This is a genomic window from Paenibacillus sp. NN59, assembly GCF_057597225.1.
In genome coordinates, this window is the sequence record NZ_CP199678.1 from 3,213,380 (window position 1) to 3,230,610 (window position 17,231).

General features: G+C 45.9%; 11 protein-coding genes. 10 read left to right on the top strand and 1 reads right to left on the bottom strand.

Features of this window, described 5'->3' with window-relative positions; translation table 11 throughout:
* The first annotated feature begins 41 nt into the window (after positions 1-41).
* From ACT89M_RS14260 to ACT89M_RS14270, 3 genes are read left to right on the top strand one after another with little or no spacing between them, the layout of a single operon-like run.
* Positions 42-1,733, top strand: a complete 1,692-nt coding sequence (locus ACT89M_RS14260; protein ID WP_154889105.1) for an extracellular solute-binding protein — start codon at positions 42-44, stop codon at positions 1,731-1,733.
* 38 nt (positions 1,734-1,771) lie between these two features.
* On the top strand, positions 1,772-3,529 hold the full coding sequence (locus tag ACT89M_RS14265) for a sensor histidine kinase (RefSeq protein ID WP_186809665.1): 1,758 nt from the start codon (positions 1,772-1,774) through the stop codon (positions 3,527-3,529).
* Positions 3,514-5,151, top strand: coding sequence for a response regulator (locus ACT89M_RS14270; RefSeq protein WP_154889103.1), 1,638 nt, complete (start codon positions 3,514-3,516; stop codon positions 5,149-5,151). Before ACT89M_RS14265 ends, ACT89M_RS14270 begins: the two co-directional genes overlap by 16 nt.
* Positions 5,152-5,280: 129 nt before the next feature.
* Here the strand turns inward: ACT89M_RS14270 and ACT89M_RS14275 are convergent, their stop codons facing one another.
* Complete coding sequence (locus ACT89M_RS14275) at positions 5,281-6,045, bottom strand: helix-turn-helix transcriptional regulator (protein WP_154889101.1); 765 nt, start codon at positions 6,043-6,045, stop codon at positions 5,281-5,283.
* A 274-nt stretch (positions 6,046-6,319) separates the two neighbouring features.
* Between ACT89M_RS14275 and ACT89M_RS14280 the strand changes: the two genes are divergently transcribed.
* From ACT89M_RS14280 to ACT89M_RS14310, 7 genes are all read left to right on the top strand, one after another.
* Positions 6,320-7,675 (top strand): extracellular solute-binding protein, encoded by a 1,356-nt coding sequence (locus tag ACT89M_RS14280; protein WP_154889099.1) that lies wholly within the window; start codon positions 6,320-6,322, stop codon positions 7,673-7,675.
* 106 nt (positions 7,676-7,781) lie between these two features.
* Positions 7,782-10,679 (top strand): extracellular solute-binding protein, encoded by a 2,898-nt coding sequence (locus ACT89M_RS14285; RefSeq protein ID WP_308721824.1) that lies wholly within the window; start codon positions 7,782-7,784, stop codon positions 10,677-10,679.
* 58 nt (positions 10,680-10,737) lie between these two features.
* Positions 10,738-11,655, top strand: coding sequence for a carbohydrate ABC transporter permease (locus ACT89M_RS14290; protein ID WP_373323182.1), 918 nt, complete (start codon positions 10,738-10,740; stop codon positions 11,653-11,655).
* Positions 11,656-11,657: 2 nt separating this feature from the next.
* Positions 11,658-12,533, top strand: coding sequence for a carbohydrate ABC transporter permease (locus ACT89M_RS14295; protein WP_090915952.1), 876 nt, complete (start codon positions 11,658-11,660; stop codon positions 12,531-12,533).
* Positions 12,534-12,599: 66 nt separating this feature from the next.
* Complete coding sequence (locus ACT89M_RS14300) at positions 12,600-14,024, top strand: NHL repeat-containing protein (protein WP_154959294.1); 1,425 nt, start codon at positions 12,600-12,602, stop codon at positions 14,022-14,024.
* Complete coding sequence (locus ACT89M_RS14305) at positions 14,008-14,643, top strand: YIP1 family protein (RefSeq protein WP_145412998.1); 636 nt, start codon at positions 14,008-14,010, stop codon at positions 14,641-14,643. Before ACT89M_RS14300 ends, ACT89M_RS14305 begins: the two co-directional genes overlap by 17 nt.
* 16 nt (positions 14,644-14,659) lie before the next feature.
* Complete coding sequence (locus ACT89M_RS14310; RefSeq protein WP_154959069.1) at positions 14,660-17,230, top strand: DUF5696 domain-containing protein; 2,571 nt, start codon at positions 14,660-14,662, stop codon at positions 17,228-17,230.
* Position 17,231 lies beyond the last annotated feature (1 nt).

A 17,231-nucleotide genomic window follows, 5' to 3' on the forward strand; every position in this document is an offset into this window, starting at 1 on the left:
AAATAGATACGTTCATTCAATCAAAATGGGGGCATGTCACCATGCATAAGCGATGGATGTACAAAACAAGATGGACGATCATTATCTTTCTAACCGTATGTATACCTACTGGACATACGCAGGGAGACTCCGGTCTTATCAATAACCTATCTAAGGATCAGCAGGCCTCATCTTTGGCGGCCTATTCTCCGCCCATTCAAGTTTCTTTTGTCAGAGAAACGGGAGAAGACTTACAGCGCATGATTGAGCAACTGCCCGGTGAGACACTGGTTGATAACCGCTGGACTCGTTTGTACGAACAGGAGCTTGGTATTCAGATTCGGTATGACTGGATTGCAACGGGCGATGTTTATAATCAAAAGTTAGGGGTTTCCCTTGCTGCCGGCCGTTTCCCGGATGTCGTCAGAGTTAACCCATATCAGCTAAGACAGCTGAGCAATGCCAATCTAATTGAAGATTTGACGGAAGTATATCGTGATTTCGCCACGCCACTAACCAAAAATATTTTGGAGGCCGAAGGGAAAGGGGCGTTTGATGCAGCGACCATTAACGGCAAGCTAATGGCTATTCCCGAATCATCTTCTTCCATTGAAACGGCACAGTATTTGTGGATCAGAACAGATTGGCTGGATAGATTGGGGCTGCAGGCACCTGAAACGATAGAAGACGTGTTGAAAGTTTCGGAAGCGTTTACATCACGTGATCCGGATGGTAATGGAGAACAGGACACCTACGGACTTGCGCTAACGAGTTATCTATGGGACCCGGTAATGGGCGTTTCTGGATTTATGGCGGGGTATGGTGCGTTTCCGAATATCTGGATTAAAGATCCTGAGGGCGGTCTGACCTATGGAGGCATACAGCCTGAGGTACGTAAGGCGTTGGAAGTATTACAGACCATGTACCTTGAGGGACAGCTTGATCCGGACTTTGCTTACAAAAATGGAAGCAAGGCATACCGTCTCATTGATCAGGGGAAAATTGGCATGCTCTATGGTGAACAGTGGACTCCTTTTGTTGTCCAGTCTACCCGTGATGAAGATCCGAAAGCAGAATGGCAGGCATATCCGATCGTAGCCGAGACAGGTCGAAACAGGGTTGTACCGCTTCGTTCCAATACAGGAAACTACTTTGCTGTGAGAAAAGGTTTTGCCCATCCTGAAGTCGTCGTTAAACTGATGAATCTGCACTTGGACAGAAACTGGGGACAGAATGCGGAATATGAAACGTACTATAATGACGACTCACGTGCGGTGTGGATGCTGTCTCCGGTCACTCCTTTTCCGGGAACCAAAAATTTAGATGCATATCGAGATATTCGGGATGCACGTACAACAGGTGACTTTTCTGTACTGGAGAACGAAGCGCTGGCGATTCACAAGCGAATTGCTGCTTATGAATCAGAAGGTTTGAAGAGCGGGTGGGGATGGAAGCAGACTTACGGGCCAACAGGTGCGTTTAGCATCGCGGATGATTACGATATGAATGGACAGCTTCTGTATGATCAATTCACAGGCGGAATTACGGAAACGATGGTAGATCGGCAGATTATCCTTCGGGATCTACAGCTTGAAGTATTTATGAATATTATTTATGGATCACCTATCGAAGAATTCGATCAATTTGTAGTAGATTGGCTTGAACTGGGCGGAAAAGAGATTACATCGGAGGTGAACGCATGGTATAGAACGCAAGCCGCCAGGGATCACCAGGCGTTCGCTTTATCCTATTAAGGCAGGTGTCTTTGATCTGAAATCAGGAGGGGAGTTCGTTGTTTAAGATACCGGCACAGTCGTGGTTTAACAGTATATTTGCGCGGCTGATTATGACCTACCTGGTTTTTGTCATACCTTTGATTCTTCTGGGCGTGTATCTGTACCACTGGAGCTATGATACGGCAAGTCAGGAAATTTCTTTATCGACAGAGAGGCGGTTAAGTCAATACGCGACAGAACTTAACCGGGAGATCGAGTGGATGGAGTTGCAGCAGTTTGACATTGCAGAGGACCGCAAGCTGAATCGGCTGGCGATCCTCTGGAACAATATGGACCAGATTGAAAAACGGGAAATACTAAACTATTTGTCCGAACGGCTGGCCTCTTTCAAAAACAGCAGCGTTTATATCAAGAACGTTTATGTACATATTCCTACAGTCAACAAGAGTATCTCCGCAGTGCAGGGAATTGATGAATTTAATAGTACCTCATACGATTATTTCAGTTCATTCACGCACGAAGAAAGCATTCGATTCACAGTTAAAGACGATACCCTGAATCTGAGTGCGGTCCGTTTAACAGGCAAAATGGGAGACGCACCGCTGTTTGTTGTTCAGGTGGAACTGGATAATGTTGCTTTTCAGAATGAATTATCTCAACTTAATCTATACCCTGAAAGTGCTTCCCTCCTTATTGAAGACAAAACAGGTTTTGCTATTTTAGACCGGGAAGAGCGCGAGATCATTCTTGCCAATTACCGTGAATATAGTCAAAAGAACTCCCTTGAGAGCTTTCGCGTAAATGTTGAGGATACAGCGTACCATGTGAACCAACATCATATGCAACCTCTTGGTTTATCCATTGCTACATATTTGCCAGAGAAAATGGTCACCAAACCCTTGAGCAAGTTTTATAAATGGGCATGGATATTTGCCATCACATCGTTTATTGCGATTTCAGCATATCTCTATTCAACGTACAAACTGATTCACATTCCTTTATTATTGCTGGTGAAAAGGTTCAAAAAGATGGAGGGCGGGGTGCTGGATATCCCGATTGTACATCATCGCAAAGACGAGTTCGGATTCTTGTATGGCCGCTTTAATCATATGATTGAGAATCTGCAATTGCTGATTGACCGTGATTTCAAAAAAACGATGATGATGCAGCGAGCTGAATTAAAGCAGCTTCAATCACAGATTAACCCACACTTTTTGTATAACAGTTTCTTCATTCTGAGCTCGCTTGCACGAACAGGAGAAACGGATCGTATTGAACAATTTACGAATATGCTCGGAGAATATTTTCGATTCATTACACGTAATGGGACAGATCATGTGCCACTGAAGGAAGAAGTACATCATTCCCGAATCTATACGGATATCCAGCAACTGCGATTCTCCAGACGAATCAAGGTTGAATTCGGTGAGGTTCCGCTGGAAATGCAACAGATTCAGGTTCCCAGACTTGTAATCCAGCCGATTATTGAAAATGCCTATGAGCATAGCCTTGAAAAAAATACGTCCGCAGGTCTGTTGCGAGTCCAATTCCATATGGAGTCATCATGGGCGGAAATTACGGTGGAAGATAACGGGCATGATCTCCAGACAGAAGATATAGAGAAGTTGCAACATAACTTGCATCGTGAGGCAACGACAGATGACATAACGGGATTAATGAACATCCATAGGCGATTGCTTCTGACCTTTGGCGAAGGAAGCGGGTTGTTTTTGTCACGAAGTGAGCTACAAGGTTTAAAGGTTGTCATCCGAATCCAGTGGAACGAGGGGGAAAACGAATGTATCGACTTCTGATTGTAGATGACGAGGAGATCATTACGGATAGTTTGTATGAAACATTTGCGAGACATATGCCGGATCGGCTGGATGTATGCAAAGCATACTCTGCTACAGAAGCACTCTCCTGGATGCGGCGCTCCAGAATTGATATTGTGTTGACGGACATTCGTATGCCGGGCATGAGCGGACTGGAGCTGACGGAAGAGATTCAAAGCCGCTGGCCGCAGTGCCGTGTTATTTTTCTGACGGGTCACAGTGATTTTGAATATGCATACAAAGCCTTTCAGATGAACAATGTACGGTACCTGCTTAAGACAGAAGGTTACGATAAAGTGATGCACATGGTGGAGCAGGTTATGGAAGAGATCAGGGAAAGTCATGATATGCATAATCTTCTGGAACAACAAAGCGAGATTACATCCCGGTTGACCGCATTTAGGCAGAATGAATACATCCGAAAGCTTCTTCAGGAAGGTTCAACTGCTGCTTCATTAATTGAACTTCAGGCTGAACTACTAGAGAGGCAGATTCATCTAAAAGCTGATTCTCCGGTGTTTCTGGTGCTTGCAAGATTGAATAAGCTACATGAACCAGCAGAAGTTGAACAAGGGTGTACTGAATCATCTATTCGGATCATTGGAACATCATTGATGAGTGAATATACGGAATGTGTCAGTGCTACGGATCACTATGGTGATACGGTGTGGCTACTTCAGCCTAAAGATAGCCAGCGAGATGCAGACCAGCATTTTGCGAGATATATGGAAGGTACCTTAGAGCTTGTCCAGGAGTCGTGTCTTGCTTCACTTGGCGTGTCGATTGCATGCACACTTAGTGGACGGGGGTGTGATTGGTTCCAACTCCCGCAGCAATACGAGCGTCTGCGCTTGTTACAGTGGATGAAAGTCGGGGATGGCATGTCGATGGTTCTGACAGACAATTACAAGGAGCCTCAAGCGGGTACGCCGAAGGAATCACCGCGGATATCAAGCCGGGTAGAAGCAATGAATGGTTTTCTGGAGACAGGACGGTTTCAATCCTTCTATGATATCTTCGAAGAGCTTGTGGGAGAACTCCTTCAACAGGATATGACGATGGAGCGAGCCATGGAGACATACTATCATCTGGCATTGACCTTTTACGCAGCATTTAATCGCTGGGGACTGAAGCAGAAAACTCCGGATCAGCGAAGTTTTCTGCATTTGGAGCATTTTCCAAGCATGAAAGATGCCGTTCAATATCTCTATCTGGCAGCCGATGAACTGGTCAACTTCAAACGATCAAACGAAGAGGAACGTGCGAATATCGTCGTACAGAGTTTATGTAATTATATCAAGAGTAATCTGGAAAAGGATCTTACGTTAGTGCGCTTGGCAGAACTGCATCACTTTAATCCTTCGTATCTATCCAGATTTTTCAAACAGGAGATGGGCATTAATCTATCCGAATATATTGATGATAGCCGAATTCGCAAGGCCAAGGAGTTGCTCATGAACCAAGAGCTTATGGTGCGGGAAGTTGCACTACAGGTCGGGTATGAATCTGCTCATTCGTTTACTAGGCTGTTTAAAAAACAGACGGGCATGACTCCTCAAGAGTATCGAGAAACCTTACTGATTCGTTCGGCGGATCGGTAAGTGATAAGAACGTAATAAAGCACGCAGGAGTAGCATCTCCTGCGTGCTTTTCATTAGATAGATTTATCAATATATATGTAGCCTGGGATACGCTCCGAATACAAACGGCTCCGTATATTACTTAATTAATTAAGCGGTGTGAGCCTTTTGTCTGCGATAGGCATTGGGACTTGACCCAGCGTAAGCTTTGAATTTTTTATAAAACCAATCGATATCCCGATATCCGACCTCCAGAGCAATTTCGTAAATCCGCAGGTCGGTGGACAGGAGAAGTTGTTTGGCTTTTTTCATTCGCTCCTTCAACATGTAGTCATTAAAGGAAACGTTCTCTTGCATTTTAAACTTCTGACCAAGATAGGCACAATTGAAATGCAACATGTCAGCGATCTTTTTCAACGTAATTTCTTCATTCAGATGATCTCTTACATAAGCTTTCACGATCCGAATCACATGCTTGGAATCCATCGCTTTGCCATTGAGCTGAATCGTAGGCTTGACGGCAGGGCTTTTTTTCACAGGAACAGGCCCAAGTTTGTTCAAAAGTTCATATAAACTGTGTACAAGCGCGGAAGCGCTAAAAGGTGAGGGTAAATAATCATTCACCTGATAAGTTAATGCTTTGCGGACTAGTCTGAATTGATCCCTTCCACCGAGCAGCAGAATAGGGATATCGTTTGTTTTTCGAATGTGGTGACACAACCATAATCCTGCCGTATCATACTGCTCTGTATGCACGACGACAACACTGAAATCCCGATCAGATAGTGCTGCAAGAGCAGCGTTTGAAGAGGAAACCGAATCCGTAATTGTAAATGGGAATTTGTGGTCTTCCAAAAGCTGTTCAAGCTCTCTACACAAGCGGCGGCTATAATCAACAAGTAAAACACTGTACATGAAGCATGACCTCACCTTCTCCTGATATTCCGATCCACTGTTTAACTGAAATAAGGCTTAGTTTCATTATGGGAAGAAAAGAAAGCGCATACAATGTGCATTATTTTGCAGATAGTGCATTTCTTTACCAATTGCAGGTGAAATACCCTAAATCACTCCTCAAATGAACCTGATCTATAATCTGACCGGGTAAATACCTGTATTTAAGCGGGTTGTTTGCGCTTACATTTGGACGATACACTTTGGTAGCACACGACAATCAGGGGGGAAGACAATGAAGAAAAACAAGTTTATGCTACTGAGTCTTTTGTTCGCGGTCATGTTGATGATCAACGCTTGTAGTTCTGCACCTGCTGCTGAGCCGGCACCCGAAAAACCGGCACCACAGGAAGAGCAAGCACCAGCCGAAACTGAGCCGAAAAATGAAAATTCTACACCAGAGATGGATTTTGACATGGGTGGCAGAACGATCAAGGTTGTGGCGTGGTGGGATATGCAAATTACAGATAACAATCCGGATAATATCAAACGAATCGAGAACCTCGAAGCTTTAAAGAAAAAACATAACTTCAATATCGAATACGTATCCATCGATTTTGGTGAATATCAGGAGAAAGTTGTAGCCTCATTAATGGCTGGCGAGCCGCTCGGCGACTTTGTTAGACTCGGTAAAAACTATGCTATTCCGGCACTGACCAAACAGGACCTGTTGTGGCCGGTGGATGATTATATCAAGAACGATCAGGTATTCAATCAAAAAACAACCAAGGAATATATGCAATACGAAGGGAAAGGTTACGGATTTACGGAAGATAAGTCTTCCTTCATCAACGGTATTTTCTACAATCGTACTCTGATGCAAGAGCTTGGCCTGAAGCCACTGCAGGAATATGTTGATGCGGACGAATGGAATTGGGATAACTTCCTGGCTGTAGCCAAACAAGCCAACAAAGACCGGAATAATGACGGCAAGCTGGATACGTGGGGCCTCGCTCAAACGGGTTTGCTTGAACCAATCCTGTATTCCAACGAAGCTTCACTAACCAAAGAGGATAAACAGAACCTCGAAGATCCAAAAACAAAAGAAGCACTCAATTTCTTAAACAAATTGGCTACAGAGAAAGTGGGCAGACCAACAGAAGGCGGCGACTGGACTGAACCAGCTACCTTCTTCCGTCAAGGCAATACACTCATGTATTCTGGCGCAATGTACGAGATTGAAGGCATCAAAACAGATATGCCTGACTATGATATCGGCTTCCTGCCTTATCCTAAAGGCCCAAGTGCTTCGGCCTACCATTCTGGTGAATCACGTTATCAAGCGATCACGATCCCTAAAGCTGTAGAGAATCCAGAGCAACTGATGTACATCTGGGAAAAAATCAATGAGATTGATTCCATCTATGACTATCCGGAACAATCCACGCTCGAAAGACATCTGACGGATGAAGCAGATATTAACAACGCCAGAGAAGTGGCAGCTGGCATGCTTGTTCTTGACCATAACACGTTCCCGTCCCTTCCTTATTGGGATTTTGATGGTGAACTGAAAGAAGGCGTATCCGTATCTACGTTGATTGAGAAATACAAGGCTCCTTTCCAAGCCGCTATTGATGAGGTATACAAATAAGCACTGCTAAATACGGGCAGAACGCGCGAGTACCAAGTGCGGTCTGCCCGGGTTAGTCAATCATTCTTTTGCTGATACGCTTACAGGAAAGGGGATACATGCAAACATGCGGTCACGTAAGAAAAAGGTACTGATTCTGGCACTTGTTCTGGCTTTGGTGTTCTCGATCATCGTGATCTATCCATCCAAGAATCAGAGCCCCGGGACAGTGCATGCACTTGAGGATTTTGAAGCTGTAGCGGGCACCAGGGATTCACGAAGTTATGAACATTATCAGGAAACGTATGCGAGCACTGCCAAACCGGACACTACCGTAAGGATTCAAGGTGAAGCTTATACAGAGGCGGATAACGGAGAGTTTAAGGTGGTGCAAGGATATGAAGGGTTGGATGGCAGTGCTGTTATTACACCCGAATCCGGAACCATTCGCTGGGATGTTCCCGTTCAAGTGAGTGGTTTATATCAGGTTCGCATTCATTATTATCCTGTCGAAGGCAAAAGCTCCGGAATTGAGCGCAAGCTGGAGTTAAACGGCCAAGTTCCTTTCCGGGAAGCGGATGTACTTCTGTTCGACAGGGTATGGGGCAATCGCGAAGATCACGTCCGTCAGGATGATCGAGGCAACGATCTCAGACCAAGGCAGGTGGAGAAGCCGGAATGGCAACTCGCTTCGTTTCGAGATAGTGCCGGATATTTTGAGGAACCGTTTCAGTTTTATTTTGAAAAAGGCAACCAGCAATTATCTTTGACTTCTCTCAGAGAGAGTATGGCGATTGATTACATCGAACTGTATCAGGAAGAGGCCGTTCCTACGTATGCCGAAATCCAGAAGACGTATGATTCGTTAGGTGTAAAGCCAGCCAGCCCCATCATGCTGAAAGTGCAAGGCGAAGAAGCGATCACCAAATCTTCACCTACACTTGCGCCCATCTCGGATCGATCCAGTCCATCACTTGAACCCTACGATGTATCCAAAATTCGGATCAATGCCATCGGAGGCGTGAACTGGAAACTTCCGGGGGAATGGGTTGAATGGGAGATTGATGTGCCTGAAGATGGACTGTACCAGATTGCGTTAAAAGTAAAACAGGATCAGCTTCGGGGTATCTATGCCACACGCAGTCTTACCATTAACGGCAAAGTTCCGTTTGAAGAGGTGAAACGAATTCGCTTCAACTATAGTCCGTCCTGGCAGACACAAGTGCTTGGAAACAGTGAAGAAGAACCCTATCAGTTCCATCTGGAGAAGGGGAAACACCGCTTACGGATGACAGTCACACTTGGCGATATTGCCCCGTTACTTCGAACGGTGGAATCAAGCGTACTTGAACTGAATGAAATGTACCGCAAAATTCTAATGATTACCTCCAACAAACCTGATCCACTTCGGGATTATCAGTTGGAGAAGCGTATTCCAGAGATGATAGAGGTTTTTGAAAAACAAGCTGTGGTACTCACATCTGTCGCGGAGTATCTCGAAAAAGCAACCGGAGAACAGAGTGACAAAGTAGCCATTCTGAATGCCATGGTTGTACAGCTCAAGGATATGGCGGCAAGGCCGGAAACCGTTCCGAAACGGTTGGATACATTCAAAATTAATGTCGGTGGCCTAGGTACATGGATTCTGACTGTACGTGAGCAACCGATTACGATGGATTACCTGGTTGTAGCTCCTTCAGGACAAGAAATGCCAAAGGCTGAAGCGTCTGCGTTCCAACAGGTGAAGCATGAACTGGGTGCTTATGTCGCTTCCTACACGGAAGACTATGACAGTATCGGTAACGTGGAGAAAAAGAAGGACTCAATCACCGTATGGATCACCACCGGACGGGATCAGGCTCAAGTGCTTAAGGGCATGATTGACGATACGTTTACACCGGATACCGATGTGTCTGTGCAACTGAGACTTGTGCCGCCAAATATTTTGTTGCCCGCAACGCTGGCCGGAGAAGGTCCCGATGTGGCGATGCAAATGGGTGAAGATATTCCTGTGAACTATGCGATGAGAAATGCGGCAGCAGATCTGAGCAAGTTTCCGGATTTCAAAGAGGTGGCTAGCAGATTCCGGGCAAGCGGAATAACACCTTATGAGTATGACGGTGGAGTGTACGCACTACCGGAGCAGCAACATTTCCCAATGCTATTTTACCGCAAGGATATATTGAATGAATTAGGTTTGGAGCCACCAAAAACTTGGCAGGACGTGTATAATGCGATCGCTGTATTGCAGAAACACAATATGGAGTTCTATCTGCCGATTGAAGATACGCTGAACAATGCCAACATGGTTCCTAACGCAACCTTTGCTATGCTTTTATATCAGAATGACGGGAAGTTCTACAACGAAGATGGGAAAAAGAGTGCGCTTGATTCAGAAATTTCGATGGAGGCATTCAAACGCTGGACGCAATTTTATACAAATTACAAGTTCCCGTTGAAAGCCGATTTTCCAAACCGTTTCCGTACAGGAGAAATGCCAATCGGCATAGCCGACTACACGACCTATAACATGCTGACTGTATTAGCACCGGAAATCCGCAACCTGTGGGACTTCACGATTGTGCCTGGCACACAGCTTCCGGATGGTTCTATACGGCATGAGGTAGCTAGCGCGAGCAGTGCAGTCATGATGCTCGAAAATGCCAGCAACAAAGAAGCGGCATGGAAATTCATGAAGTGGTGGACGGATGAGTCAACCCAGATCGAGTACGGACGAGAAATGGAAGGTCTGATGGGAGCGGCTGCCCGTTATCCTACAGCGAACATTGAAGCATTAGAACAGTTACCTTGGCCAGTGAAGGATTACCAGAACCTGGAGAAGCAATGGGAATGGGTGCAAGGGATTCCGCAGATGCCAGGGGGTTATTTTACAGGTCGACATTTGGATAATGCTTTCCGAAAAGTTGTTAACGCGAATGAAAATCCACGTGAGGCTTTATCAGACTATGTACTGTATATTGACGATGAGATTGAACTGAAACGCAAGGAATTTAATCTGAAATAAAGGAAAGGGAGGGTAACGGTTGCAAGCTAAAACATCCAAGACAGCCGCCGCTCCTGTTATGCATACACGCCAGGTCGGCTGGTGGTCCTTATTGAAAAGGAATCTGTATCTCAGCAGGCATTATTACGTCTTAATGGCACCATTTATGCTCATCTTTTTCATGTTTACAGTCATCCCGGTCGGCATATCGCTCGGTCTCAGCTTTTTTCACTTTAATATGCTGGAGTTGCCACGTTTTGTCGGTTGGCAAAACTATTCCCGGTTGTTCCTGAACGACGACGTATTCCTAATTGCACTCAAAAACACGTTGCTGTTTGCAGTGATCACGGGTCCAGTCAGTTATATTGCCTGTTTTTTATTTGCTTGGATTATCAATGAGCTGTCTCCTAAAGTCAGGGCAGTTATGACATTGGTTTTCTATGCGCCATCGATCTCAGGTAATGTTTTTTTCATCTGGCTGATCATTTTCTCTGGTGACAGCTACGGATATATGAACGGTTTCCTCATGCGCCTTGGCGTGATTCTGGAGCCGATTCAATGGCTTTCTAACGAGAAGTATGTACTGGGCATCGTTATATTGGTGCAGCTATGGCTAAGTCTCGGAACAAGCTTTTTGGCTTTTATTGCCGGTTTGCAGACGATTGACCGCTCGCTGGTGGAAGCCGGAACGGTGGACGGTATCAAAAACCGCTGGCAGGAGCTTTGGTATATTACGCTGCCATCCATGAGACCTCAGTTGATGTTTGGTGCAGTCATGCAGATTACAGCATCGTTCGCAGTAGCCGAAATTTCGATTGCACTGGCTGGTTTCCCAAGTGTTAACTATGCAGCACATACGGTAGTCACCCATTTGATGGACTTTGGTACGATTCGCTTTGAGATGGGGTATGCTTCAGCGATCGCAACCGTGCTGTTTGCATTGATGCTTGGAACGAATATTTTCACGCAAAAAATGCTGAGAAAGATAGGTGAATGACGATGACCAGCAAAGTACGTGCCGTCTTCGGCATGCCGAAGAGACTTAACCGGTCATTTACCGTCAGTTTCATGTTGTTTGCGTTGTTGGCCGTGTTCGGATCATTTATGGTGCTTCCGTTGATTTATGCGGTCAACAATGCCTTTAAGCCGCTGGATGAGCTGTTTATCTTCCCGCCGCGCTTCTGGGTGAACAATCCGACGACAGAAAATTTCGCAGATTTGATTAATCTGATGGGCAATTCCTGGGTCCCCTTATCTCGATATATTGCCAATACACTACTCATTACACTAGTGGGCACAGCTGGGCACATCCTGCTTGCTTCAGCAGCAGCTTATCCCTTGGCGAAATATCGTTTTCCGGGGTCGAAAATATTATTTACCATTGTTATTCTGTCATTGATGTTCTCGCCGCACGTTACGGCAATTCCGAACTACATGGTGATGTCCTGGCTTGGTTGGATCAACACACACGCTTCCATCATTGTTCCTTCGCTGGCGTTCTCACTAGGACTATTTCTAATGAAACAGTTCATGGAACAGATTCCTGATGCGTTGCTGGAAGCAGCGAAAATTGATGGCGCGAATGAATATCGGATTTTTTGGAGCATTGTGATGCCTAATGTGAAGCCAGCATGGCTCACACTTATGATTTTGCAATTCCCTGCCCTATGGGGAACAGACGGCGGTAGTTTTATTTACAGTGAAAATCTCAAAACGTTGCATTATGCACTCAGTCAGATCGTACAAGGCGGGATTGCCAGAGCAGGTGTTGGTGCTGCCGTAGCGCTACTGCTCATGATCGTACCGATTACGCTGTTTGTTATCTCTCAGAGCAGTGTGATGCAGACGATGGCTACTTCAGGCATGAAAGAATAGAAAGGAGGCAGCAAAGTGCAGCATAGCACGCGAAAAAGCACATGGAAAGAACGTAAATGGGTCATCATGGGCATGGTCTGCCTCCTGCTGTTCAGTTCAGCAGCACTGCCTGCAAGCGCAGACGGTGATCCAGATGCCTATCACTATTCCTATTACGGAGATACCGTTCCAGCTCCGGCTGCTTATGAAGCCACAACGATTATTACAGGCAAGAAGCTAAATATAACGCCTTTCAAGGAACCGAGTGATATGCATGTTACCGCAGATGAGCGTGTCTATGTGCTTGACTCGGGTAATGGACGAATTGTCGAGATGGATCGCAACTTCAAGCTAGTACGGACAATTGAGTCGTTCCAAAATGACGGCAAAACAGATCAATTTAAAAACCCGCAAGGATTGTTTGTAACGGAAAAAGGGGATTTACTGGTGGCTGATTCGGATAATCAGCGGGTTGTGCACTTGGATAACAAGGGACAGCTCGTGAAAATTGTATCTGAACCGAAGTCAGACTTGTTAAATGAGGACTTTCAATTCAAACCTATGCGGATTGTGATGGATCAGGGTGAGCGAATTTACGTAATGGCCGCAGGTGTATTTGACGGCTTCATGGAATTCAGCGCCGATGGCGAGTTCTCCTCCTTCATTGGTGCAAATCGGGTTCAGGTTGATCCGGTCGAATATCTCTGGAAACGATTCGCTACTCGGGAGCAGAGAAGTCAGATGGTCATGTTTACCCCGACCGAGTTCACCAATCTGGATATGGACGAAGAAGGATTCATCTATGCTACCAGCGGAGATCGCGGCAAAGATCCGATCAAGAAGTTGAATGCTCAAGGAACAGACATTTTGCGGAGAGAAGGATATTCAGCACCTCAAGGTGATCTAAGGTATACCACGGAAGCTGGACCATCACGTCTGATTGATGTCGATGTAGGGGACAGCGATATGTACTCTGTACTCGATTCAAACAGGGGCCGCATCTTTACCTATAATGGCGACGGTTATCTGCTCCATATTTTTGGCGGCATCGGGAACCGGATGGGTATGTTTAATACACCTGTCGCGCTGGAGCGAGCGGGAGACCGGATGCTTGTTCTGGACAAAGCGCTTGGTGAAATTACCGTATTCCAGACGACAGAGTATGGACGCACACTACATGATGCCGTGCGCAGTTATTACAATGGCGAAGAAGATCAGTCTTCGGAACTGTTTGCGAAGGCTGCCGAGATGAATGCCAATCTGGAATATGCCTATGCAGGTATTGGTAAAGCGTTGCTTCGCCAGAAAGAATATGCCGAGTCGGCGCAATACTTCAAGCAAAGCATGGAGCGTCAAGGGTACTCCAAAGCTTTTCTTCTCTATCGGAAGGAACTGATGCGTGAACACTTTTCATGGGTGATGTCCGGTATATTCCTGGCTGTAGCTGCGTTCGTCACTATCGCCATCGTTCGCAGGCAGAAAAGGAGGACAACGAATGCAGGCATCAAGTAAACAATTGTACCAATACCCGCTGCATCTTATTTTTCATCCCTTTGACGGGTATTGGGAATTGAAATATGAGCGGAATCAAAAAACGACACTGCTGATCTCTTTAATGATTATGGTGTTGCTCGTCTTCACTAAAATTTTGCAAGCCCAGTACAGTGGCTTTCTGATTAACTTTAACAATCCAAAGTACCTGAACAGCTTGCTTGAGATGGTGTACGTTGTCATTCCCGTGTTGTTCTGGTGTGTGGCCAACTGGTCTCTAACCACATTGATGGATGGCGAGGGCAAGTTCTCTGAAATTTTCATGTCAACGTGTTTTGCCCTGGTTCCGATGTTTCTGGTGCATTTCCCGTGGATCTGGCTGAGTCTCGCTATTTCTGCGCAGGAAACGGCATTTTATTACTTCTCTAATGCGATTGCGGTTTGCTGGACCGTGTACCTGTTATTTGTAGGCAACATGACTGTGCATCAGTACACCCCAGCCAAAACGATTCTAACGATGCTGCTCACGCTTGTAGCTATGGCATTTATGGCTTTCTTATGCTTGTTGTTCTTTAGCCTTGTGCAGCAGATTGTCTCTTTTGTCTACACGATCTATCAGGAATTAGTGCTTCGGGGCTAGGAAGGAGGAAATCAGAATGAAATATGCCGCAGCCAAAAAAATAACCGGAATACTGCTGGTGAGTAGCTTGCTTCTAAGCGGTTGTCAGTTCTCGCCATCTACGGCGGCTCGCGAGACGGCAGCAGATGTTAGTCAAGTGGAGACTCCTTCCCTGCCTCCCGGAGAAAAACTGAAATCTGCTTTTAGTGATACACGCATTCCCGGCATGATCGGCATCGCCCGAAACAACGCTTTGCAGTTGTTGATCAACGAGGAGACTGCTGAAATTGCCGTTATCCATAGTAAAAGCGGACAAATCTGGCGCAGTAACCCGGAAGAACGCGAGAAGGATGGCATTGCAGCCGGAATTAACAAGGACCTTCTGTCCTCCCAATCCAGACTGAGCTTTTTCAACAGTTCAGGCCAGAGCAGTATGGTGAATTCGTTCACGGACAGTGTTCGGCATAAACAAGTGAGTTACGAAACATTACCGAACGGGGTACGCGTTCACTATCAATTTGGCAACACGGAGCGATCTATTGAAGATCTGCCAGTGAAGATCAGCAAAGAGCGTTTCGAACAATATGTGCTGGCTAAGCTCGATAAATCCGGCGAACGGGCCTTGAAAGTCGGATATGCAGAAGATAAAGATGAAGGCGTATACAATCGGATTGACAAAGCTATGCAAGGTCTGCAACTTACCCGTGCACTGAAAGCTTTCGAAGACGCCGGATACACAGAAGAAGATCTTGTCAAAGATCACACCGAGCATGGCATTGAGCAGGAACGAAGCGGGCCACGTCTATTCATGCTCACGATGGAATATGAACTGGACGGAGAGCAGCTTAAAGTGCGAGTGCCAGCTTCAGGTATCCATTTTCCAGAAGAGTATCCCATCAACACTCTGTCTGTGCTGGAGTACTTCGGAGCTGGAGGCTCCAAAGAAGAAGGATCGATTCTCGTACCAGATGGTTCGGGAGCGCTCATCCACTTCAACAATGGTAAGTTACAGTACCCATCCTACCAGCAGGATATTTACGGTCCAGACTTAACGATGAAGCTGCGTGAAGCCAGTTCCAGTGAAAGCAAAGCAAGATTGCCTGTCTTTGGAGTGATTCGTCCGGAAGGTGCTTTCCTGGGCATTATCGAAGAAGGGGATGCGGTGGCTGTAGTGAATGCAGATATTAGTGGGAAGCTGAACAGCTACAATAACGTATATCCCAGTTTTTATGTCGTGAACAAAAGTGATATTACACTTCAGTCCAGTGACATGGTTCGTACATTACCGAAGTTCCAGAATAAACCGACGTCGTCTGATTTTGTGGTTCGTTACGCTTTTGTAGGCGAGGAGCAGGCTTCGTATTCTGGTCTGGCCTCACTGTACCGGGAGTACCTGGTGCAAACCGGGGGACTTCCTGAAATGAAATCGTCTGAGGAGCAGTCTACGATCCCGTTTTATCTCAAGCTTTTCGGAGGCATGACAACAAGACAGCATATGCTCGGCATACCTTATAATTCCACGGAGGCTCTGACGACGTTTGATGAGGGAAAAGAGATTCTTTCGAAGCTGATGGAAAAAAATGTGTCGAACATTCAAGTGCGTTATGCCGGATGGTTCAATGGCGGACTGCACCACCGATTGCCGGATTCCATTAAGGTGGACGGAGTAATTGGCGGAAAAAAAGGAATGAAAGATTTCAGCGCTTTTACGAGTGAAGCGGGAATCGGATTTTATCCGGATGTAGCTGTACTTAACGTGCAATCGAAAAAAGGATTCAGTCCATCGAATGAGGCTTCCCGGTCTTTAACACAGGAACCAGCGGTCCTCTATCCAATGGATCTGGCTTTGGAGCGACGGACGAAGGATGTATCTGCTTCCTATGTCCTCTCACCGAATGAGATTGACGATGTGACAACAGATATGCTGAAGGACATGGAACCACTCCAGGCGGGAGGCATCTCTCTGAAAGATATGGCAGAACAGTTAAACAGCGATATGAATCCGAAGAAATTGCTTGATCGTACACAGGCACTGGATACGGTTCGAAAATCTTTGGATCAAATTAAACAACAAGCAGGCTCCATTGTGGCTGAAGGCGGTAACGCTTACGCGCTTCCTTACATTACAGGCCTTACGGATGCTCCGATGAGCAGTAGTCGGTTCAAACTGGAGGATGAAGAAGTTCCGTTTTTTCAGCTGGTCGTTCACGGCCGTGTTCCTTATACCGGTTCTCCGTATAATCTGTCCACGTATACCGATGCAAGACAGTATGTGCTGAAGCTGATTGAATATGGAGCGAGCCCTTATTTTGCCTGGTTTAATGTCCCGGGCCATGTGGTGAAAGAAACGGATTACAACCATCTCTATGCCGCGAATTACGAGCAATGGATGGATCTGGCAGCGGAGGTTTATACCGAAGTTAGCCAAGTAAACAAGTCGTTCACCGGGCGTCCAATGATTACTCATGAATCTTTGAGTGAAGGTGTATTTCGAACAACCTATGAAGGCGGAGGATATGTAATTGTCAATTACAATGACTCTTCTGTTGAAGTAGAGAATCATACCGTTGAAGCCCTAAGTTATGTGACTGGTGGTGAGCAGCTCTGAA